Genomic DNA, 22,163 nt, shown 5'->3' on the forward strand with positions numbered 1-22,163 from the left:
GTTCTGCAGTAACGGAATTGGCCGACCGCGATGGTGAGGCGGCAGACCCTGGTATGCCCGCTGCTTAGTGGGTGAGGTCGGCCCGCATGTCGCTCTCTTGGTGAAGGCCGAACACCTGGATGGCGGCCGATTTTCCTTTCAGCACATGCAGTCCACGGTCGATGAGTCCAGCGGGGCGTGACCCCTGCGCATCGACGCACTGCTGGGTGAGAAGGATCGCGTCACCGGTGGCCTTGGTCAGTTGCTCGACCCGAGCTGCGACGTTGACGGTGTCACCGATGAGGGTGAACTCGAGTTTGCCGCCGCCGCCGATGGTTCCGGCGATCACAACCCCGGTATTGATTCCGATGCCGATGCGAAACTCCTCGCCGAATCGCTCAACGACACGGCGGTGAATCAGAATAGCGGCGGCGACAGCGGCATCGGCGTGGTCCGCAAGGTCGTTGGGGGCGCCAAAGACGGCCAGCGCCCCGTCACCGAGGAACTTGTTGACGTGCCCCCCAGCGTCCACGACGGTGGGCACCACGATCTCGAACAACTCGTTGAGGCGCGAGACGGTGGCCTCGGCGGTGTGGGCTTCGGCGAACGGGGTGAAGTCACGCACATCGACGAACATCACGGTGACCTGGCGGCGCTCCCCGGTGAAGACATCGTCGCCTTGCTCCAGTAGCCGCGCCGCCAGACCGGGATCGACATACGTCCCGAACGCTGTCTGAAGTCGTTGCCGCTCAACCAAACCGGCCTGCATGTGGTTGAACGACGCGGCCAGCGCGCCGAGGTCATCGTCTTGAACCACCGGGAGGCGCCGGCTGTAGTCACCGGCCGCGACACGTTCGGTCCCGGCGGCAAGGTCCCTAATCGGTTGCATCGACGGTGAGAACGACGGAGCAACGATGACCGGCACTCCAAAGACAACCGCCATACCGGCACCGATCACCAGAGAAACGAGCGGCACCGTATGCGCCTGGCTGATCAGACCCGCCAACATGGCGCCCACAATGGCGAAATTGAACGCGACTCCAAACACGGACAGGTTCGACCACGCCGCGAAAGTGGGGCGAGAACGAGGCAGCGAGTCGCCGATCGCCGTATCGCCGATGATCGCCACCCGGGCGGGGCGCAGCGCCGCCTCTACGAAGCTGTGAATAGCGATCAGCTGGATTCCAATCCCGGTGGCGGCGCCCACGATCCCGTACTGAACCAGCCGCGACCCACTTGCTCCGGCGACGGCGCCAACAGCGACCAGGTTGAATGCTCCCAAGACAACATTGCTGCCCAGCCCTCGGGCCACGACGCCCCGGCCGTACCCATAGGTCGCTTCCAAAGCGCTGAGCCGATCGACGTCATGATCAGCGGCCCACTTCTCTGGGAGGCGGCGCCGCACGACGCTGGGAAGAAAGATCACCCACAATCCGAGCGATACGACGGCAACGGTGACCACCGCCGCCTCAATGTAGTGACCCGAGTTCTCGAAGGCGACGACCCAAAAAGACAGCAAAAGATAAACCGGCAGCACCACCGCGAACGTGACTACACAAATCGCCCACGAATATCGTGCCCCACACCGATCCCAGGCCCACTGCCAAACGCGTTCCATAGCGGGACAGTAGACGCAACGCCCACCGACCTGCGGATATTTGCCCGATCGGAGCCATCGCTACCGGGTAAGGGCAGGGAGGGTTGCGCCTAGGCGAGCCGCAATCCTGATCGACGCAGTGTCAATCGCATAAATGGCCGCCACTGGCCATACGGGCCTGTGCCCCCAGTCGGACTCGAACCGACACTTGACGGATTTTAAGTCGGACTTCCCTGTTCGATTGGAGTTGCTGCAAAGTCTCGTCGCGATCCAGCAGGGCCGCAAAACCCCCAGTTCAGCGCCACTCTCCTGCGACGAAACTGGGGTTTGCAGCCGCTGCTTGGTCATAGCCGCAGGCAGCCGGATCGCCGCCGCGCTGCTGTCACGCCGCTGTCACGACGCTGCCGCGTCCCCCGAACCACCGTTGCCAGGTGCTTCATCATCGGACTCGTAGGTGTCGGCCAGGTACAGCATGCGCGGCTCAAGTTCCATCATCGGCGGTGCCATGAGCCGACGTGTGAAGCCGGGGCCAGTTTGCAGGTAGTACGCGCCTTGCCTGCCCTCAAACCGCTGGACCAGCTCCCGCACTGTCGCAGCGTCCTCGGCTGCATTCGGGTAAAGCACTTTGTCCAGCTTTTTCTGCAGCGGATCCATCAGCGGCTGTACACGTTTGATCATGTCAAGCACGCTGGGGTCAGAATCCAACTCTTCCAACTCCCGCCGTTTCAGCCAGGGTTTCGTCCGGTTGTCCTTCAGAAACTCGTCCAGCATGAACGCGCGATCCATCGTGACCGTCACTTCGGGCTCGCCTTGCGCTCTCACTGAAAATTTCCACCCAAACGCGTTGATGTCGCCGTGCTGCAACGCATCCCGCAACGCTTCCAGCCATCGGTAATCGAAGGACTGTCTTTTCAGGTCGGCGAACAGCTGTTTAACCTCGTTCACCTGTGCGCGGTCTAACCCCAGCGTTCGCCGCGCACGGCGAATCGTTTGGTACTCGTGAATCTGCAGCGCAGCGGTAAACGAGATCAACGCCGAGCGCAATTTGCACTTCCGCTCATCCATGGCCACCGAGTTCAAGAGCGACACACGACGCTGCTGCGGACTGCGCAACTCATTGAGGACGCCCACCAGCACATCCACCAACCGGTCATTTTCGTAGTCAATGTGCTGCAGTAGATCACTGTCCTGCATCCGCCGAAATCGGTCGTAAGCCGTTACGTATCGGGCGTTCTCTTCCGCGGTGAACGAACACACCTTTGTGAAGATGGGTGCGTCTGACGCACGGGGGTCGCGGTAAAGCAGTATCGCTCCATACTGATCCGCTTCAGCTTCGGCGTCCTGCGCGTCCAGTTCCGCGTTCTTGGTCTCAACGGCATCTTTGGCCTGAGCTACGGCGGCGACAACCGCTGAAACTCGTTGTTGCACTTCGTCTATTGCGGGAACAATGCCTGCGGCCAGCCAGCGGCGACCCTCGGACACAACATTGCCTAGGGCCTTCTTGGCGAGTTCCTGGGCAGACTCGCGCGTAAAACGGTCTCGTACGTCGGGGGTGTCAGCCCAGTCGAACGCCACGGCGGTCATCACGTCCAACAGCGCGTTCAAGCCTTCCAAGGCAATGACCATGGCCGCGCTAGTCCTCGGTGGGGGATCAATCATGATTGCGCTTTGCCAGACATCACCGGCGTTCTCACAGAACTCTGCCGGGTCTTCGCCGTCGATGTCGTCAAGCGCCGACGCGAACCCTTCTAGCCGGCCAACCCAGTCCCGTACTCGCTCGATTTCTTCCTGTTCATCATTCATTGCTGTTCCTTGGTCTCGTACTTTCACATCGCCTGTGGCTCCCTTCTGGTGGGCAGCCCTACAGAAGAGCACAGCGGGCCGACAAACGCACGTACATTTACCGGCGCGTCCATCTGACCGTCGTCAGGACGCATAGTCGGGTGGGGTGACAGCCGGGCCGGATGAGTTGTGGGTCTGCTGCATGAATAGGTGACATCTGATGTGTCTAGTCCTGCGGGGCTGGGCTGGAAGGATGTCACTGTGTCTAAGCCGTACCCTCAGGAGTTCCGCGACGACGTTGTCCGGGTCGCCCGCAACCGTGATCCCGAGGTTCCGTTGGAGCAGATTGCCTCGGATTTCGGGATCCACTACACGACGCTGTACGGGTGGCTGAAGAAGGCCGATGTCGACGACGGTAAGCGGGCCGGGACGACCACCAGCGAATCAGCCGAACTGCGGGAAGCGCGTAAGCGAATTCGTTTGCTAGAGCAGGAAAATGAAGTGCTGCGCCGGGCGGCGGCCTATCTCTCGCAGGCGCATCTTCCGGGAAAATGATCTACCCGCTCGTCCGTGAGTTGGCCGCCGACGGTATCCCCGTCACGGTGACGTGCCGGGTCCTCAACATCGCTCGCGCGCCCTACTACCGCTGGCTCGACCAACCCGTGACCGACACCGAGTGGAACCGGGCGCATCTGGCCAACGCCCTGTTCGACGCCCACCGCGACGACCCGGAATTCGGCTACCGGTTTCTGGCCGATGAAGCCAAGGCCGCCGGGTTCTGTGTAGCGGAGCGCACGGTGTGGCGGATCTGCAGCGCCAACGGCTGGTTCAGCGTCTTCGGCAAGAAGAAACGCGGGAAGAAGGCCAAAGTGGGGGCTCCGGCGCATGACGATCTCGTGCGCCGGGACTTCACCGCCGCGGGCCCCAACCAGCTGTGGCTGTCCGACATCGAGCGCCGTGAGGCGCTGTTCAACCGAACGGGGGTGAGAGACCACCGTCGCCGAGCCATCGCAGTGGTTCGGTAGAAGCTGGGGGCAGCCCGATCCGAGGAGACGTCGGTGAGGGTGGGAAGCAGCCCCGACAACGCCGGGACGGCCTGGTACTGCCAGACAGGACGGGTCCGGCTAGCGAGACGGGAAGGTGTACGCGAGGAACCAGCGGCTGAACGCCTCTCAAGAGAAAAACACCAGCTCCAACCTGGCGGATGTGGGCTGGGCAGCGACGCGCACCCGCCGCGAATGGCGGGGAACTCGCGGGCCGGTTGATGTCGCCGGTTCGGGAGGTCACGGTGAAGGTCTGCGGCGTAGCCGTGACGAGGTCGCAGGGGCATAGCTGGGCACCTCACCCGTCAAACGGTTGACAGTGAACACGGGAACCACCGCGCCGGTCCCCGACCCGATCCGGCAGCCCGCCGGGCGGGAGGGGAAGGCACGTCGTCGGCCGATGCCGGCGTGGTGGGGCGGAGGAGCCGTAGTAGTCCGAGGCCGGGAAAACCGGTCACATGGCGAAGGGCTCCAGCGGGTTCGCGGCGAGTACGCAAACTGTGGAGGTCACTTGTGAATACGAGTGCTTCGTGGCCCGACCCGGAGACGGCGGAGCTGCGAGTACGCAGGATGCAGCGCAAGCTGCACCATTGGGCAGTCGATGAAACCGACCGCTGTTTCGATGATTTGTACAACCTCGTTCATGACCCGGACTTTCTCACCGTCGCGTGGGAGCGGGTGCGGACGAACAAGGGTGCGCGTTCCGCTGGAGCCGATGGGATCGCACCGCGGTCTCTCGGTCCGGTGGAGGCAGCCGGACTGCTCGAGCGGCTCCGCGAGGAGCTCAAGGAGCGGGTATTTCGGCCGGACCCGGTGCGGGAGGTGACGATCCCGAAGGCGAACGGCAAGCTCCGCCGTCTGGGTATCGCGACCGTGGCCGACCGGGTCGTGCAAGCTTCGCTGAAACTGGTGCTGGAGCCCATTTTCGAGGCGGACTTCCATCCGTGCTCATACGGGTTCCGGCCACGCAGGCGAGCCCAGGACGCTATCGCCGAGATCCATCACCTCGCCAGCGGCTCACGGGCCTATCACTGGGTTTTCGAGGGAGACATCACGGCGTGCTTTGACGAAATCTCGCATCCGGCCCTCATGGACCGGGTGCGGCGACGCGTCGGGGACAAACGCGTTCTGGCCCTGGTGAAGTCGTTCCTCAAGGCCGGGATTCTCTCGAAGGATCTCGGCTACCGGGACAACGTCACCGGCACTCCGCAAGGCGGAATCCTGTCACCACTGCTCAGCAATGTCGCCCTGTCCGTTCTGGACGAGCACTTCGACGCGAAGTGGAAGGCGCTCGGCCCGTACTGGACACGCGCGAAGCATCGGCGCGCCGGAGTCCCGACGATGAAAATCGTGCGCTACGCGGACGATTTTTGCGTCATGGTCCACGGCAATCGTGCTGATACCGAATCGCTTTGGGATGAGATCACGGCAGTGCTCGCGCCGATAGGCCTGCGCCTGTCGGCCGAGAAGAGCAGGGTTTGCCACATCGACGAGGGGTTCGAGTTCCTCGGCTTCCGCATCCAGCGGCAGATCAAGAGGGGCACGACTAAGCACTACGTCTACACCTGGCCGTCGAAGAAGGCGCTCATGTCCATCACCGACAAGGTCAGGAATCTGACGCGGCGACACAAACATCGGACGCTCGCTGATCTGTTGCGCCGACTCAACCCCGTCCTGCGGGGATGGTGCAACTACTTCCAGCACGGGGTGTCCAAACGCACCTTCGACTATCTTGACCACTTCACGTGGTGGCGGGTGGTGACCTGGATGCGCAAACGGCACCACGGGCTGGCTTGGGGCGTCTTCCATCGACGGTTCCTGCCCAATTGGCAGATCCGCGAAGGCAAGACGGCGATGTTCCGGCCGCAGAAGGTGGAGGTCACCCGATACCGCTACCGGGGCACGAAGATCAACACCCCATGGACAGCGAGGCTGACGCACATAACCGCAACAGTGGCCTGAATCCGTGGAGAGCCCGTTGCGGAGAGATTCGCTCGGCGGGTTCGGAGGGCGGGCCGGGGAAACGGATCAGCAGAAATGCCGACACCGCGCCCCGGTCCGACCCCTACACCGAGCACCCGACCCGGGAAGGCAAGCTCTACCTGTGCGCGATCAAGGACGTGTGGTCCAACCGCATCGTCGGCTATTCGATGGCTGAGCGGATGGAATCCTCCATCGCTGTTGCCGCACTCGATTCCGCGGTTGCTCGCCGCGCCGCGAAGGTGTCCGTGGCCATGAAAAAGTAGCCACTGGTGGCCAAGTCGAGGTATCCAGTTTTGGCCAGATAAAAGTATCCACCCCGTGTTCGTCGTGTCGATCAGGAACTGCGGGCCCCGATGGTGACGGTGAAGGCGCCAACCAATCGCCATCACCACCGGGGAGTTCCATTGAAGTCTGCGAAGGACCGCATGGACATCATTTCTGCCTATCAACAGCTCGGGTCGTACCGGGCCGCCGCCGACGCGTGCGGCACCACGCATCGCACCGTCAAGAAGATCATCGACAAATTCGAGGCCGACCAGGCCGGCATACCGCCGGCACGGCGGGCCGAACGAGGGCACAACTACGATTCGGTGGCCGAGCTGGTCGCCGAACGTGTCGAGAAATCTGGAGGCCGGATCTCGGCCAAGCGGCTGCTGCCGATCGCCCGCACCGCAGGCTACCAAGGCTCGGATCGCAACTTCCGGCGTCTTGTTGCCGAGGCGAAGACGTTGTGGCGCAGCGCCAATCACTGCGGACGCCGTCCAGCGGTATGGCCACCAGGGCAGTACCTGGTGATCGACTGGGCCCAAGCGGCACCGGGATTGTTCCTGTTCTGCGCGGTGCTGGCATTCTCCCGGTGGCGATTCGTGCGTTTCCCCGACCAGAAGGCCTCGACCACGCTGGCGTTGATCGCCGAAACCCTGTCGGCGATCGGCGGGGTCCCGGCGCGGGTGCTGGCTGATCGGATGGCCTGCCTCAAAGGCGGGGTAGTCGCCAATGTGGTCGTCCCGACCCCGGATTACGTCCGACTGGCCACCCATTACGGGTTCGCCCCGGACTTCTGTCACGCCAACGACCCACAATCCAAGGGCATCGTGGAGAACCTGTGCGGCTATGCCCAACGCGACCTGGCGGTGCCGCTGCTGACCCAGTCCGCCGTCGACGGCGTGCCGATCGACATCCGGGCCGCCAACGCCGCTGCGGCGGCGTGGTGCGACGAGGTCAATGCCCTGGCGCACTCGGAGATTCAGGCGATTCCCGACGAACGGTTGGTCTCCGAACGCCAAGTACTGCAACCACTTCCATCGTTGCGCTTACAGATCGGGGCGCCCACGGTGCTGCGCAAGGTCGACCGACTCTCCTGTGTGCGCTACGGCTCGGCCCGCTACTCGGTACCCACCCGGCTGATCGGCACCACCGTGGCCGTGGTGGTCGATCACGGCGCGGTCTGCCTGGTCGAGCCGGCTACCGGGATGATCGTGGCCGAACACGAACTGGTCGCCCCAGGCTCAGCGTCGATCCTCGATGAGCACTACGACGGGCCAAGGCTGGCACCGAGTCGGGGCCCGCGGCCCAAGACCAGCGTGGAGAAGCAGTTCTGCGCCCTCGGCGCGGACGCCGAGGCATTCCTCGTCGGCGCCGCGGCGATCGGCAACACCCGCCTAGCCGCAGAGCTGGAGATCCTGCTCGCCCTGGGGGCCGCCCACGGCACCGACGCGCTGATCGCGGCGCTGCACCGGGCGGTGGCGTTTCGCCGGTTCCGGGCCGCCGACGTGCGCTCCATCCTGGCCGCCGGCACCGGAACCCCACAACCCCGCCCTGCCGGGGATGCGCTGATTCTGGACCTACCGGTCGCCCCGATGCGTTCCCTGGACGCCTACAAGATCGGACCCGTCGGAGCCGATGACGAGGTGATCTCATGACCACGACATCACCAACGACTGCCGTCGAGCCCGTGGCGCCGCCGTCGGTGCCGCCGCTGGCCGCTGATCTGGATGCCGGGCTGCGGCGGTTGAAGTTGGCCGCGGTGCGGCGCAGCGCACCCGAGGTCTTGCTGACCGCCAAGACCCAACGCTGGACTCCTGAGGAAGTGCTGCGCACGCTCGTCGAGACCGAACTGGCCGCCCGGGATGCCTCCAACATCGTCAACCGGCTCAAGGCCGCCGCGTTCCCCGTCTCGAAAACGTTGGAGTCCTTCGACGTGGCCGCCTCGTCGATCCCGCCGAAGGTTTTCGACTACCTGTCGAGTCTGGAATGGATACGGGCCCAACAGAACCTGGCGATCATCGGCCCGGCCGGCACCGGCAAGTCCCACACCCTGATCGGGTTGGGGACCGCGGCGATCCACGCCGGGCTCAGGGTCCGCTACTTCACCGCCGCTGATCTCGTCGAGACCCTCTACCGCGGCCTGGCCGATAACACCGTCGGCAAGATCATCGAATCGCTGCTGCGGGTCGACCTGATCATCTTGGACGAACTCGGCTTCGCCCCACTCGATGACACCGGTACCCAACTGCTGTTCCGCTTGGTCGCCGGCGCCTACGAACGCCGCAGCCTGGCCATCGGGTCACACTGGCCCTTCGAACAATGGGGCCGGTTCCTGCCCGAGCAGACCACCGCAGTCAGCATCCTCGACCGCCTGCTACACCACGCCACCGTCGTCATCACCGACGGCGACTCCTACCGCATGAAGGACGCCCAGCACCGGAAGGAGCAACCCACACCAACCTAGGAACTACCGCACGGGGTGGATACTTCTATCTGGCCACCAGCGGATACTTCAACTTGGCCATTGACAGAAGGTGGCCGGCTGTGTGCTACACAGCGACCGCGGTAGTCAATTTCGGTCAAGGGAGTTGCAGCAGAGCCTGTTTCGTCACCGCATGCTTGGCTCGATGGGCCAAGTGGGCTCGGCCGGCGACAACGCCGCCATGGAGTCCTTCTTCTCGCTGCTGCAGAAAAACGTCCTGAACCGCCGAACCTGGGACACCCGCGAACAGCTGAGGATCGCGATCATCACCTGGATCGAACGCACCTACCATCGTCGTCGCCGTCAGACAGCACTCGGCCGATTGACGCCCATCGAATTCGAGACCATCATGACCCAGACCTCCGAACAGGCGGCCTAACCGCTGTCACCTATCTGTGCAGCAGACCCCACCGCTGTTTCCCGGTCGGCGGAATCGCTATGTGTTCGATTGGGCTAAGCCGGTATGTGCGGCAAGCTTGTACGAGCACTACTTGCAGCCCGCTTGCCGAGCGATGGGTCTGGGTGCAGTCCGCTTCCACGATCTACGGCACACCTTCGCGACCATGAACCTGTCCGCTGGCGAGCACTACATGCAGGTGTCGAAGTGGCTCGGCCACTCCACGTTCGTACTGACGCTGACCACTTATGCGGACTACATCAACGAAGACGAACAGGCAGCACCCAAGGTCGGGCGCGGTGTGGTGGAGGCGGACAACGTAGTGCCGCTGCAGCACCGAACAGGAACTTAGGCAGCACTACACCTGCCCGTATACCCCTGCTTCGAGGCCTCCCTAGGGGCCGTACAACCAGGAAGCCACGAAGCTAGGCCTTCTCCGGCGAAGTACCTTTCGTGGAGGTTTGCTAGTCTTCAAATAGAACCGCACACCGGCCCGGTGAAGCTCCTTCCAACTGGCGTGACGGTCCCAGTTCTTCGGACGGCACCAGCGATTGTGCCGGTACTCGTAAGCTAGCAGCCAATCGCTGGAGCTTAGTGCGTCACTTCGCTCGGCCCGCGTTACTGCCGCGTCGAATGAAACTTCCCGCCTCAGACGCACAGATTTTTCGCAAATGTCTCGAAGAAGAATTAGCGAGCAATTGTCGCTCATCGCCGACACAACACGGGCTGAACCCGAATCAAGTTCTAGCGATAGGGAACGAATCATATATAGAATCCAGCTAGTTTCAAAGCCATGTTCAAGTTTCGCGTGATCCGCGAGGGATTTATTGAGAATCTCTGTGATTCGGGTTTTGTCGACTAATAAGCCGTGCCGATATGCAAATTCAAGAACGGCGTGCGCGTGCGGTAGGGTGCTTGGTTCCACACCTATTGAGGCAAGAACTAAGTCGCGATACACGGGCCAGCTATCCACGCCTGCGGGGAATGGGTTGCATCGCTTGATCGCGTAGCTCAATACGCCGTTAGTCGGATGGCGCGACCGCTCCTCGAAGGCGACGTCGAACAAGTCGATCACATCAGCCGTGAGATTGTAGTCTCGGTCATCCCTATAGCCATGCGCACGCAGCTTCCTGACCCACGTTGCTTCGACGGGTAGGAGGTCATCGACAATCGACGCTTTCACTGGGTTGATAGCAAGCTCGTACTCAAGCAGCAGGACTTGATAAGCAGCAAGGATCTCGTCAGCCTCACCCAGAGACGACGCGTACACGGTCAAGTCATCGCCGAAGCGAGCCATCCGCCGAACAGCAGCGGGAAACTTTTTGGCTAGAGCCGCATCTATGTTCGCGAGCACGACCTCCGCTACAAGCCAGGATGTATCCGGGCCGACTGATAGGCCGATCGTCTGGCCGCCTCTCGAATTGCGGAGTAACTTATCCAGATCCGGTCCCAAACCCCGTCCTCGAACGTCTTTCTTCGCACGCGCCTTTCCCCGGATACTCCAGTCCACCGCGTGCGTATAAATTGAAGGATAGAACTGGCTGATATCCGTCTTCAATGTGACGCGGCCACCTGGCATTCGTGCTATGAGTTCACGTGCCCACCTATCCATGGGTGTCCGGTAACGCATAGACCGGTCCGTTCCGCCACGTAGTGGCCGGCTTAAAGATATTTCACTTCGACTTGTAATCCGACGCAGAGTTTCCCAATGCGCGGAGCATTGTTCCACGATGAAGTACTGGCTGAATGGATTTGGGACTTCCAAAGATCGGCGTACCCCGCCAGCACGGATGAGGCTGAATCGGACGGGATAGGTCCACTTTGCATCGGATGGCCGCGTAATCGATCCCACAGCAGCGGCGAAAGTTGCCGACGAGAAACAGGGAGGCAGCTCTTTCGGGAGGTAGCCCCTTTCAAGAGCGCTGCTGATGTGCACGTGGCTACCATAGAGGAGACTTCTCGATTCTCAGCCCATTTGCCAGCTCGCGTCCTGCAATTAGCCTGACCATGAAATCGCCCGGTAGGCACAGCGCATGAATCACGTCGATACGGATCACAGGTAACCCTCGCGAGCACAGGTCGAGCCCGGCGAACGCGATGTAAACCCTGCGCCTTCTTTGCGCAACGTCGCAGGGCGCTCCGGTTTTGATGTTGCGCCTGTGTTCAATCCGTCCTAGTTACACACCTACTACTAGGCGCGTGCTGCCGTCCTGCTGTGTGAAACTGACGGAGTTGCTTGACACCCGGACCTCCTGAGCCATAGGAGTTTCGGGTGAATGAGCCTGTTTTCGACCGCGAGGTGCGTCGCCGTCTCGCGGTCCTTCGTCATGTCGAGGAAGTCACCGGCAATGTGGCGATGTCCTGCCGATACTTCGGGATCAGCCGGCCGACGTACTACACCTGGCTTGGTCGCTACGAGAAGGAGGGGGTGGACGGCCTGCGGGATCGATCGCGACGCCCGCGGACCAGCCCCAATGCCACCCGCGCCGAGGTCGTCGACAAGATCGTCTACCTGCGCCGCCACTACCACTTCGGCCCCGGCAAGATCGCGATGTACTTGCGGCGCTACCACGACATCGAGATCAGCCAGTCGGGGGTATGGCGGATCCTGCACCGGCTGGACATGGGGCGATTGCCGGCCTCGCAGCGCTACAAGCGCCACGACCGGCGCTGGACCCGTTATGAGAAGCAGCGCCCAGGACATCACGTCCAGATCGACGTCAAGTTCGTCGAACCCCTGCCGGCCCGGGCCGCTGCCGGGGCGCCCGGGAGAGCGCAACCCGCCAAGGCGGTGGGCCGTCGCGGCAAGTTCTACCAGTTCACCGCCATCGACGACTGCACCCGATTACGGGTCATGCGGATCTACCCGCGCAACAACCAAAAGACCGCCATCCAGTTCGTTGACTACGTGCTCTCCCAACTGCCCTTCCAGGTCGAGACGGTCCAAACCGATAACGGTGCCGAATTTCAGTCCGCGTTCCATTGGCACGTGCTCGACCAGGGCATCAACCACATCTACATCAAGCCGCGAACACCCAGGTTGAACGGGAAAGTGGAGCGATCGCACCGCATCGACGCCGAAGAGTTCTACCGGCTACTCGACGGGGTCATCATCGACGACGTCAACATCTTCAACGCCAAACTCAAAGAATGGCAGGACTACCACCGCCCCCACGGCGGCCTCAACGGCCAGACCCCCTATGAGAGACTCCGACAGAAAACACAAACCGAGGCCCGCGTGTAACCAATCATCGTCAGTCGCACACTGTCCTGCTGTCACGCTGCTGTCACAAGCGCCGGAAATCTTCCGCGCGGGGCCGCGACGGCCGTCGAATGCGCCCTCTAACAGCGCTTACCCTGTGCCCCCAGTCGGACTCGAACCGACACTGGGCGGATTTTAAGTCCGCTGCCTCTGCCAATTGGGCTATGGGGGCCCGCCGGCGAATCTATCGCGTACCCGCCGGGCTCGAGACGCCCCTCCCCTGTGGAAATCGCCCCCAACACCGACGTGCGCCCCGGCCGTGATGCGCGTAACATCCGCGCGCCGCGCGCCAGACTACTGTGTCGCCCGTCTGAGGCCAGATGACACGACTATGTCGGCCGACAAGAGCTTGTAAAAACTGTCGGCGCCTTCGTTAAAAAGCCGTAAACGAGCTATCACTATACGTCATTCAATCGCGAATGTGGACACGTGGGTGGCTAGCGTTACGCCAACACACAGGGGCCCTTATGCCTACCCACAGATTCAGCTCGGGTGGCCAGGGGCGGGGAGCTCATAAGCAAGGAGCATTGGATGTCATTCCTTAAAACAGTGCCTGAAGAGTTGACGGCCGCGGCCGCGCAGCTGGGGACCATCGGTAGCTCTATGTCGGCGCAAAATGCCGCCGCGGCAGCTCCGACCACCGTGATAGCTCCGGCCGCCCTCGATGAAGTATCGGCACTGCAGGCCGCACTCTTCACCGCGTATGGCACCTACTACCAGCAGGTCAGCGCGGATGCACAGGCCATGCACGACATGTTCGTGAACACCCTGGGGGCCAGCGCCGGGACATACGGCGCAACCGAAAACCTCAACTCCGCAGCGGCCGCTTCACCTCTGGACGGCATTACCTCGGGAATCAGCGGCTTCATCCAAAACGCCGGCTCGATTATTCCCGACTCCTGGTCGAGCAACATCGGCAACCTCACCAACATCGGCGTTGGGAACTGGGCCTCGGCCTCATCCACTCTGATCGGTCTGGCGGGTGGCGGTCTGCTTCCCGCCGAGGAAGCCGCCGAAGCCGACGTCAGCCTGGGAGCAGAAGCCGGGCTGGGTGCGCTCAGTGAGCTCGGAGGAGCCGAGGCCGCCCTGGGTGCGCCCATCGCCGCTGGCATTGGCGGGGCATCCGCGGTCGGCATGCTCTCGGTGCCCCCGACCTGGGCCGGATCGGCCACCTTGGTATCGAGCACGACCCCGCTGGCCGGCGCCGGCTGGACAGCCGCTGCGCCGACGGCCGCCCCGGGAACGTTCATGGGCGTGCCGGCCGGGTTGGGTTCGGCCGCACGCAACAGCGCCGGATTTGGTGCGCCACGCTACGGCGTCAAGCCAATCGTCATGCCAAAGCCGGCCGCGGTCTAGGCGCCATTGGGCAACACGTCTCCCATATCGATAAAACACCACAACTTTCACTAAAAGAGGGATACAGCAATGGATTTTGGCGCCTTACCTCCTGAAATCAACTCCGCACGCATGTACGCCGGTGCCGGGGCAGGCCCCATGATGGCCGCCTCCGCCGCATGGAATGGCCTAGCCGTCGAGTTGGGCACAACGGCCGCCTCCTACGAATCGGTGATCACCCGATTGACCACCGAGTCTTGGATGGGCCCGGCGTCGATGGCGATGATCGCCGCCGCTCAGCCGTATCTGGCGTGGTTGACCTACACCTCGGAAGCGGCGATGCACGCCGGGGCGCAAGCCGCGGCATCGGCGGCCGCCTACGAGGCAGCGTTCGCGATGACGGTGCCGCCGCCGGTGGTCGCCGCCAACCGATCGCTGCTGGCGGCACTGGTTGCGACGAACTTCCTGGGCATCAACACCCCGGCGATCATGGCAACCGAGGCGCTCTACGCCGAGATGTGGGCGCAGGACGCCGGGGCGATGTACGGCTACGCGGCCGCTTCCTCGACCTCGGGATCCCTGCAGCCGCTGAGCACACCGCAGCAGACCACCAACCCGGGCGGGCTCGCCGCACAGTCGGCGGCGGTTAGTCAGGCCGCCGCATCCGCCGCGGCAACCGACGGCATCACCAGCCTGCTGAGCAACCTGCCCAACACCATCATGGGACTCGCCTCGCCGATAACTTCGGCTATCGACGCGACGGGACTGGGCGGAATCATTCAGGACATCGAGGACTTCCTCGGCATTGGGTTTGTTGCGAACGTCATCAACGGCGGGGTTAACACCGCGGCTTGGTACACCACGGCCACTATTCCTACCGCGATTTTCCTGGCAAACGCTCTCGATACCGGTGCACCGGTAGTTGCTGCCGAAGGCGCCATCGAGGCCGCCGAAGGTGCGGCTGCCGCCACCGCAGGGCTGGCGAACACGGTGACGCCCACCGGCGTTGGCGCGGCTTTGGGCGAGGCGACCCTGGTCGGCAAGCTGGCCGTACCCACCAGCTGGTCGAGCGCCCTTCCGGAGACAGCTGCGACCACTGGTGCGCTGGGCGGAAGCGGCTGGACGGTTCCCGAGGAAGCTGCCCCGGTTTCCGGAGTGGCCGGGGTGCCGGGCATGGCCGCAGCCGCCAAGGGCGCCGGTGCGTATGCGGGACCGCGTTACGGCTTCAAGCCGATCGTCATGCCCAAACAGGTCGTCGTGTGACGCCGGAAAAAAGGGGGAACATGTCACTCGTTTGAGGCCAGCAATTAACCGGCGGGTCGTAATCTATCCGCGATTCGGCTACCACCGAAGCAGTCCAGGTGCTAGAAATCATACAAATGCGGACTTCAACATAAGGAGACAGGAATCATGGCCACACGCTTTATGACCGACCCGCACGCGATGCGGGACATGGCGGGCCGTTTCGAAATGCACGCCCAGACCGTCGAGGACGAGGCCCGAAAGATGTGGGCGTCCTCGCAGAACATCGCCGGCGCAGGCTGGAGCGGTATGGCCTCGGCAACCTCACTGGACACCATGGGCCAGATGAACACCGCTTTCCGCAACATCGTCAACATGCTGCACGGGGTGCGTGACGGGCTCGTTCGCGACGCGAACAACTACGAGCAGCAAGAGCAGGCCTCCCAGCAGATCCTCAGCAGCTAGTACCGGCCCGACACTTTCGATTCAGGAGGACAAAACCAATGACCATCAATTACCAGTTCGGCGATGTCGACGCCCACGGCGCGCTCATCCGCGCCCAGGCCGCCTCCTTGGAGGCCGAGCACCAGGCCATCGTTCGCGATGTGCTGGCCGCCGGTGACTTCTGGGGCGGCGCCGGTTCGGTGGCTTGCCAGGAGTTCATCACCCAGTTGGGTCGCAACTTCCAGGTGATCTACGAGCAGGCCAACTCGCACGGCCAGAAGGTTCAGGCCGCCGGCAACAACATGGCGCAGACCGACAGCGCCGTCGGCTCCAGCTGGGCCTGATACAAGAGCAGGACAACAGTGGCCGCGCACCGCAAGGTGCGCGGCCACTGCGCTTTGCGCCGGTCCGTGCTGTGCACCAATAGCGGGGCGGCGACCTCTGCCCCCTAATCGCTTGCGGACCAAAACAACTCAATCGTGCGCGGTCGGCCCACAGCCCCTAGCAACAAGCGGTCATAGCCGGGGCCGCACTTCACGGTTACATTTGAGGTTGATATGAGGTCCCTGACGACTGCATATGCGCCGGGAGGTGTGTAGGACCATTGAAAGCAATGACCGGATCCACGCGCACTCAACGTCCACGGCAGGCGATTTTGGGGCAGCTGCCCCGAATTCACCGTGCCGACGGATCACCCATTCGGGTGCTCCTTGTCGACGACGAACCTGCGCTGACCAATCTGGTCAAAATGGCCCTGCACTACGAAGGCTGGGACGTCGAGATCGCCCACAACGGGCGCGAGGCCATATCCAAGTTCGACAAGATCAGTCCTGACGTGTTGGTCCTCGACATCATGCTGCCCGACGTCGACGGCCTGCAGATCCTGCAGCGGGTGCGCGACTCCGACGCATACACACCCACGCTGTTCCTCACCGCACGCGATTCGGTGATGGACCGTGTCACCGGACTGACGGCCGGCGCCGACGACTACATGACCAAGCCGTTCAGCCTCGAAGAGCTGGTGGCGCGGCTGCGCGGACTGTTGCGCCGCTCCAGTCATCTGGCGCCGCCCGCCGACGAGTCCCTGAAGGTTGGTGACCTCAAGCTCGACGCGGCCAGCCGGGAAGTCACTCGCGGCGGCACCCCGATCTCGCTTTCCTCGACCGAGTTCGAGCTACTTCGATTCCTGATGCGCAACCCGCGCCGCGCGCTGAGCCGCACCGAGATCCTCGACCGGGTCTGGAACTACGACTTCGCCGGGCGCACCAGCATCGTCGACCTCTACATCTCGTACTTGAGAAAGAAAATCGACGCGGACCGAGAGCCGATGATTCACACGGTCCGCGGGATTGGATACATGCTACGACCAGCGGAATGAGCCCGAAATGACGGGCCACCGGAACACGCCTCGCTGGCTTCCTCGTTCGTTGCGCTGGCAGCTGCTGCTTGGCGTGCTGGCCGTGGTGACGATCGTGCTGGTCGCGGTGGGCGGGGTCTCGGTGCTCAGCCTGCGCGGCTACGTGACCGCGATGAACGACGCCGAAGTCGTCGAGTCCATGCATGCGTTCAGCCACGCCTATGCCCGCTACCGCAACGGCGAACACACCTCGATCCACACCGGCACTCCCCCGGTATCCCAAGCTCTGCTCGAGTTCACCGGCCAGACGCCCGGGAACCTCATCGCGGTGATGCGCGATGGTGTCGTCATCGGCTCGGCGGTCTTTTCCGAAGACGCGCCCCGCCCGGCACCACCGGATGTCATCCACGCCATCGAGACCCAACACTGGACCGACGAACCGTCACGTGTCGAAACGCTGGGCAGCCTGGGTTCCTATCAAGTCGACAGCCGCGCCGCCGGATCCGACCGCCTGATCGTCGGGGTTTCGCTGAGCATCGCGGACCGCATCATCACCCGAAAACAAATCACGACCAGCGTGCTTGTCGCGACCGCACTGGTGATCACGGCGGCCCTGACCGTGTGGGTGGTCGGTATTACCCTGCGCCCGCTGCGGCGGGTCGCCGCAACCGCCGCGACCGTCGCCGCGATGCCACTCGCCGGCGACGACCACCAGATCAGCGTGCGGGTTCGCCCCGAGGACACCGACCCCGACAACGAAGTCGGCATCGTGGGGCACACGCTAAACCGGTTGCTGGACAACGTCGACAGCGCGCTGCAACATCGGGTGGCTTCCGATCTGCGGATGCGGCAATTCATCACCGACGCCAGCCATGAGCTGCGCACCCCGCTTGCGGCCATTCAGGGGTATGCCGAACTCACCCGCCAGGACAGCTCGGACCTACCGCCGACTACCGAATACGCGCTCGCCCGCATCGAGTCAGAAGCGCGGCGGATGGCCTCCCTGGTTGACGAATTGTTGCTGCTGTCACGCCTGGGTGAAGGCGAGGACCTGGAGACCGAACACCTCGACTTGACCGACCTGGTGATGAACGCCGTGAACGACGCCGCCGTGGCAGCGCCCACCCACCGTTGGATCAAGGACTTGCCCGACGAACCGGTGTGGGTCAACGGTGACCACGCCCGTCTGCACCAGCTGGTCAGCAACCTGCTCACCAATGCCTGGGTGCACACGCCGCCCGGCGTCACGGTGAAGACCGGGATCACCAACTACCCCGACGACCCCAACGGTCCCTACACCGAGCTAACGGTCAGCAACGACGGCCCCGACATCGACCCCGAGGTCTTGCCTCATTTGTTCGAGCGGTTTGTCCGTTCCAGCAAGTCGCGATCCAGCGCGCCGGGCCACGGATTGGGCCTGGCCATCGTCAATTCGATCGTGAAAGCTCATGACGGCTCGGTGACCGCCGAATCCGCCGCTGGCCAAACCGTATTCCGGATCAGGCTGCCGCTGATCGACGCGCCGCTCAATGCATCCGCCCCCGGCCGGCCGAGGCAGCCGAGCGACTACTGAACGCACAGCTAGGGCGGCTCGCCCCGATAGGTCCGGGATGCGCATCACCCCTATCCGGTGCCTTGGTGCAAGATTGGCTGTGCTCCGTATCTGGGTGATCAACCCGAACACCACCGAATCAATGACCACCGCGATCGGCCGCTGCGCGCGGGCGGTGGCCGGCCCCGGCACCGAAATCACGGCGGTGACCTCCCCGATTGGTCCGCCGTCGATTGAAAGTCACTACGACGAGGCCATGAGCGTCCCCGGCCTACTGCAGGCCATCGAGCAAGGTGAGCATTCGGGAGCTGAGGGCTACGTGATCGCCTGCTTCGGCGACCCCGGCCTCGACGCCGCTCGGGAGCTGGCTCGGGGGCCTGTGATTGGGATCGCCGAAGCGGCCATGCATACCGCCAGCCATCTCGGCCGGGGATTCTCGGTGGTCACCACCCTGGCTCGCACCACGGGACGCGCCGCGGAGCTCGCCGAGCGCTACGGCATGGACCGGTTCTGCCTGGGCGTCCACGCCTGCGAAATCCCGGTGCTCGACCTCGAGACGGACTCACGGGCGCGCGCGATCGTCACCGACGCGTGTCGCACCGCCATCAAGGTGGATCGCTCCGACAGCATCGTGCTGGGCTGCGCGGGAATGGCCGACATGTGCCACTCGATCTCCGAGGAGATCGGCGTTCCCGTGGTGGACGGGGTCAGCGCCGCCACGGTGCTGGTGCAGTCACTCGTGACATTGGGTTTGCGTACGGCCAAGCACGGTGAATACGCAAGCCCGCCAAAGAAATAACCCGAGCCGGCGTGGCTACCGCCTGCAGGCGTACGCCACTTCTGCCACAGGAGTCACCGCTTGAGGCAACACAGTTTTTGCCCGCCTCACAGCGACAGCCTGGCTGCCGCGCGCAAAGCAAGCACCCGCCGGTGGATCCGGTGTTCGGTCCCCCGCGGAATTTCGGCCGGCCCATAGCGACCGCGTCCGAGACGGCGCACCCTGCCGCGTCCGATTTCCCAGCGCAACGCATCTGACAGCGCCTTGGATGCCCTGCCGCGGACCGAAAAGTGGTGCCAGTCCAGCGCGTCGATCATTTCGGCGATGGTCGCTGGCCCGTGTTGGGACAACTGCATAGTCAGCACGTATCGAAGCTCTATGCCGGCAAGTAGGTAGCTCATTGCCGAACGGTCGCACGCGGGTATGACATCGACCGAACTTGTCGCTGCGAGGCGGGCAAAAAGAGTGCCACTCGCCTGCCGGGGCCGGTGTGGCAGATGTGACCTAGTCGCAGAGCGCCAGGGCGATGCCGTCGAGGATGTCGTGCTCGCTGACGGTCAGCTCGTCGATGCCGGCGCGGCTGCGCAACTCGCGAGCCAGTTCTTCGACCACGATCGCACCGCCGCCGATCACGTCGACCCGGCCCTCATGCATCGGTGGGAGTGCGGCACGCTGCTCGCGCGTCATCGCTATCAGCCGGTCACACACCGCGTGCAGATCAGCACCGGCGACTCGCGAAAGATGAATGGCCGCAGCATCATAGGTAGTCATGTTGTGGGCCAGGGCGGACAACGTGGTCATCGTTCCGGCCAGGCCGACCCAAGTCCGAGCCTCCTCGAGGGGGACCGAACGCAACGCGGGTTCCAGCTCTTCGCGCACCACCAGGCGGGCGGCGGCCACCTGATCGGGCGTCGGCGGATCGGAGTGCAGGCAGCGTTCGGTCAGCCGAACACAGCCGATGTTGGCCGAGTAACTCGCGGTGACTTCGTTGCCCGCCTTGCCGAGCACGATCTCGGTGGATCCGCCGCCGAGATCGACGACCACGAAAGGCGCTCCGGCACTGTCCAGTTCGCCGACCGCGCCGGAGAACGACAGCTCCGCTTCTTCGGCCCCGGTGATCACCTCGGCTATCGCGCCGGGCAGCACCGCACCGAGCACCTCCGCGGTCATGGCAAAGAAGCTGTCCCGGTTGGCGGCGTCGCGGGTGGCCGACGTGGCGACCATCCGTACCCGTTCGACGCCGTGCACCTTCAGCAGGGCCGCGTAATCAGTCAACGCGGCCCGGGTCCGGGCAATCGCTTCCGGCGCAAACTGACCGGTCGCGTCGACACCCTGGCCCAACCTGACTATCCGCGTTTCCCGATGCACGTCATTGAGCTGCCCACCGCCGGCGTCGGCGATGAGCAACCGAATCGAATTGGTACCGCAGTCGATCGCGGCGACCCGGCTCATCACGTCCCCATCGTCCCCTTCAAAGCCACTGTCCCGCCACCAGGTTCGCCGCCGCGCCCGGCTCGGCGGCCAGCAACGCCACCGCCTCATCGCCAAACGGGTTCACCCCGGGCCCCTTTGCCAACGAATGCGCGATCAACACATGCAGGCACTTGACCCGATCGGGCATGCCGCCGGCCGAAACCTTGGTTCCCAGTGGATCGATCGCGTCACGCTCGGCCAGATAGGACTCGTGCGCCCGCCGATACGCCGCGGCCAGTTCGGGATCGTCGCCCAGCCGCTCGGTCATCTCGCGCATCAGACCGGTGGTCTCGAGCCTGCTGGCGGCCGCCGTGAGCTCCGGATGCGTCAGGTAGTAGAGCGTGGGAAACGGTGTGCCGTCGGGCAGTCTGGGCGCGGTCTTGACCACGCCGGGTTCGCCGTTGGGGCATCGGTAGGCGATCTCCAGCACCCCACGCGGCTCGCGACCGAGCTGACGCGCCACCGCCTCCAGGTCCGCGGGATCAACCACCGGGGGCCGTCGGCTCGGGCGGTACGGGTGCGGGCAGTCCGGGCTCAGGTTCGGGCTCCGGGGCGGGAGGCTCAGCGGCGGCGGGCGGAAGGTGCGGCGCGTCGGCAATGGTGTGCCAAAGCGACGTATACCAAGGGTCGCCCTTCGTGGGCATGGCGGCATCGGTGCCCGGTTGCGGGGCCACCACCGCCCCGGGCGGCAGCTGGACCTGAAATGGAATGTCCCCCGGCATCACAAAGCCAAGGCGCTCACGGGCCTGCGCCGCAATGTAGGCCGGGTCGGCCAGTTGGCCCTTGCGCTGCTCGAGATCGGCGATCTGGCGGCGCAGCGCCGCTTCGGTTGCGGACAATTGCTCCATTTCGGTGCGCTGGGCGAAGTAGGTCCGAACCGGCCCGGCGATGGTCAGGGTCAACACGCAGACGACCGCGGCCAGCACCGCCGCACGCCGGGCGGTGAAACCCAAACGTTGGTCGGATCGCTGCTCCACCGATTCGGTGAATGAGCGCTTGATGGGTTCGACGACATGTTCACGCAGCGTTCGGGCGGTGTTGCGACTGGCGGCCGGCCCGGTGTTGGCCGCTTGTGTGGGCCTGGACACCGAAGTGGTGCGACGCCCGCGCGCCGACTCGCCGGCTTTACCCGGGCGCGATGCCGGGGATCGGCGCTTCGGATCGGGACGTTTCGCGTCGGCCATGAAGCT

The 22,163-nt window shown here is 63.8% G+C and carries 20 protein-coding genes, 1 tRNA gene and 3 pseudogenes; 16 read left to right on the forward strand and 8 right to left on the reverse strand.

What is annotated here, in order from left to right:
• Positions 1-64: 64 nt before the first annotated feature.
• Together CCUG20998_RS22040 and CCUG20998_RS22045 are read right to left on the reverse strand one after the other, a co-directional pair.
• Complete coding sequence (locus CCUG20998_RS22040; RefSeq protein WP_020729749.1) at positions 65-1,597, reverse strand: adenylate/guanylate cyclase domain-containing protein; 1,533 nt, start codon at positions 1,595-1,597, stop codon at positions 65-67.
• Positions 1,598-1,969: 372 nt separating this feature from the next.
• Positions 1,970-3,379 (reverse strand): hypothetical protein, encoded by a 1,410-nt coding sequence (locus CCUG20998_RS22045; RefSeq protein WP_020729748.1) that lies wholly within the window; start codon positions 3,377-3,379, stop codon positions 1,970-1,972.
• Positions 3,380-3,619: 240 nt separating this feature from the next.
• On the opposite strand from CCUG20998_RS22045, the gene CCUG20998_RS22050 reads away from it, so the two are divergent.
• The 8 genes and pseudogenes from CCUG20998_RS22050 to CCUG20998_RS22085 all read left to right on the forward strand — a co-directional run.
• On the forward strand, positions 3,620-3,913 hold the full coding sequence (locus CCUG20998_RS22050) for an IS3 family transposase (protein ID WP_038578169.1): 294 nt from the start codon (positions 3,620-3,622) through the stop codon (positions 3,911-3,913).
• Positions 3,910-4,383 (forward strand): hypothetical protein, encoded by a 474-nt coding sequence (locus CCUG20998_RS28225; protein WP_197720214.1) that lies wholly within the window; start codon positions 3,910-3,912, stop codon positions 4,381-4,383. Before CCUG20998_RS22050 ends, CCUG20998_RS28225 begins: the two co-directional genes overlap by 4 nt.
• Before the next feature lie 531 nt (positions 4,384-4,914).
• Positions 4,915-6,363: a group II intron reverse transcriptase/maturase gene (gene ltrA, locus CCUG20998_RS22060; protein WP_020729747.1), complete on the forward strand. Its 1,449-nt coding sequence runs from the start codon at positions 4,915-4,917 to the stop codon at positions 6,361-6,363.
• A 107-nt stretch (positions 6,364-6,470) separates the two neighbouring features.
• Positions 6,471-6,614 (forward strand): annotated as a pseudogene (locus tag CCUG20998_RS22065) (IS3 family transposase); the annotation flags it as partial.
• 174 nt (positions 6,615-6,788) lie between these two features.
• Entirely contained in the window at positions 6,789-8,306 is a 1,518-nt protein-coding gene (gene istA / locus CCUG20998_RS22070) for an IS21 family transposase (RefSeq protein ID WP_081651078.1), read from the forward strand.
• Complete coding sequence (gene istB, locus CCUG20998_RS22075) at positions 8,303-9,115, forward strand: IS21-like element helper ATPase IstB (RefSeq protein WP_103654059.1); 813 nt, start codon at positions 8,303-8,305, stop codon at positions 9,113-9,115. Before istA ends, istB begins: the two co-directional genes overlap by 4 nt.
• An 82-nt stretch (positions 9,116-9,197) precedes the next feature.
• A pseudogene (locus CCUG20998_RS22080) lies at positions 9,198-9,512 on the forward strand (integrase core domain-containing protein); the annotation flags it as partial.
• Positions 9,513-9,543: 31 nt separating this feature from the next.
• Positions 9,544-9,882 (forward strand): annotated as a pseudogene (locus tag CCUG20998_RS22085) (tyrosine-type recombinase/integrase); the annotation flags it as partial.
• Positions 9,883-9,924: 42 nt separating this feature from the next.
• Here the strand turns inward: CCUG20998_RS22085 and CCUG20998_RS27580 are convergent.
• Positions 9,925-11,088 (reverse strand): RNA-directed DNA polymerase, encoded by a 1,164-nt coding sequence (locus CCUG20998_RS27580; RefSeq protein ID WP_142399704.1) that lies wholly within the window; start codon positions 11,086-11,088, stop codon positions 9,925-9,927.
• Positions 11,089-11,802: 714 nt separating this feature from the next.
• Here CCUG20998_RS27580 and CCUG20998_RS22090 point away from each other — a divergent pair.
• Positions 11,803-12,774, forward strand: a complete 972-nt coding sequence (locus CCUG20998_RS22090) for an IS481 family transposase (RefSeq protein ID WP_103654060.1) — start codon at positions 11,803-11,805, stop codon at positions 12,772-12,774.
• 116 nt (positions 12,775-12,890) lie between these two features.
• On the opposite strand, the gene CCUG20998_RS22095 is transcribed toward CCUG20998_RS22090, so the two are convergent.
• A tRNA-Leu gene (locus tag CCUG20998_RS22095) sits at positions 12,891-12,964 on the reverse strand.
• A gap of 359 nt (positions 12,965-13,323) precedes the next feature.
• On the opposite strand from CCUG20998_RS22095, the gene CCUG20998_RS22100 reads away from it, so the two are divergent.
• The 7 genes from CCUG20998_RS22100 (at position 13,324) to CCUG20998_RS22130 (ending at position 19,521) form a co-directional block, all read left to right on the forward strand.
• The gene (locus CCUG20998_RS22100) at positions 13,324-14,148 is read left to right on the forward strand and encodes a PPE family protein, SVP subgroup (protein WP_012396008.1); all 825 of its coding nucleotides are present in this window, start codon (positions 13,324-13,326) and stop codon (positions 14,146-14,148) included.
• A gap of 69 nt (positions 14,149-14,217) precedes the next feature.
• Positions 14,218-15,390 carry a PPE family protein gene (locus CCUG20998_RS22105; protein WP_012396009.1) on the forward strand — a complete coding sequence of 391 codons (1,173 nt, stop codon included), beginning with the start codon at positions 14,218-14,220 and terminating at the stop codon, positions 15,388-15,390.
• Positions 15,391-15,537: 147 nt separating this feature from the next.
• Positions 15,538-15,834, forward strand: coding sequence for a type VII secretion system effector EsxM (gene esxM / locus CCUG20998_RS22110; RefSeq protein ID WP_011742160.1), 297 nt, complete (start codon positions 15,538-15,540; stop codon positions 15,832-15,834).
• Between the two features lie 38 nt (positions 15,835-15,872).
• Entirely contained in the window at positions 15,873-16,157 is a 285-nt protein-coding gene (locus CCUG20998_RS22115) for a WXG100 family type VII secretion target (RefSeq protein ID WP_011740938.1), read from the forward strand.
• A 269-nt stretch (positions 16,158-16,426) separates the two neighbouring features.
• Positions 16,427-17,191: a response regulator transcription factor gene (locus CCUG20998_RS22120; protein ID WP_012396010.1), complete on the forward strand. Its 765-nt coding sequence runs from the start codon at positions 16,427-16,429 to the stop codon at positions 17,189-17,191.
• A 7-nt stretch (positions 17,192-17,198) separates the two neighbouring features.
• Positions 17,199-18,743: a sensor histidine kinase gene (locus CCUG20998_RS22125; RefSeq protein ID WP_036426315.1), complete on the forward strand. Its 1,545-nt coding sequence runs from the start codon at positions 17,199-17,201 to the stop codon at positions 18,741-18,743.
• 79 nt (positions 18,744-18,822) lie between these two features.
• Positions 18,823-19,521, forward strand: coding sequence for an aspartate/glutamate racemase family protein (locus tag CCUG20998_RS22130; protein ID WP_020729738.1), 699 nt, complete (start codon positions 18,823-18,825; stop codon positions 19,519-19,521).
• Positions 19,522-19,607: 86 nt separating this feature from the next.
• Here the strand turns inward: CCUG20998_RS22130 and CCUG20998_RS22135 are convergent, their stop codons facing one another.
• The 4 genes from CCUG20998_RS22135 to CCUG20998_RS22150 form a co-directional block, all read right to left on the reverse strand.
• A complete protein-coding gene (locus tag CCUG20998_RS22135; RefSeq protein WP_011742165.1) occupies positions 19,608-19,901 on the reverse strand; it encodes a hypothetical protein in 294 nt (97 codons plus the stop codon).
• A 103-nt stretch (positions 19,902-20,004) separates the two neighbouring features.
• Positions 20,005-20,952: a Ppx/GppA phosphatase family protein gene (locus CCUG20998_RS22140; protein WP_020729736.1), complete on the reverse strand. Its 948-nt coding sequence runs from the start codon at positions 20,950-20,952 to the stop codon at positions 20,005-20,007.
• A gap of 19 nt (positions 20,953-20,971) precedes the next feature.
• Positions 20,972-21,463, reverse strand: a complete 492-nt coding sequence (locus CCUG20998_RS22145; RefSeq protein ID WP_011742167.1) for a DUF501 domain-containing protein — start codon at positions 21,461-21,463, stop codon at positions 20,972-20,974.
• Positions 21,456-22,157 (reverse strand): FtsB family cell division protein, encoded by a 702-nt coding sequence (locus CCUG20998_RS22150; protein WP_011742168.1) that lies wholly within the window; start codon positions 22,155-22,157, stop codon positions 21,456-21,458. The genes CCUG20998_RS22145 and CCUG20998_RS22150 overlap by 8 nt, the downstream gene beginning before the upstream one ends.
• Positions 22,158-22,163: the final 6 nt, after the last annotated feature.

This window comes from Mycobacterium marinum, assembly GCF_003391395.1.
GTDB classification, from domain to species: domain Bacteria; phylum Actinomycetota; class Actinomycetes; order Mycobacteriales; family Mycobacteriaceae; genus Mycobacterium; species Mycobacterium marinum.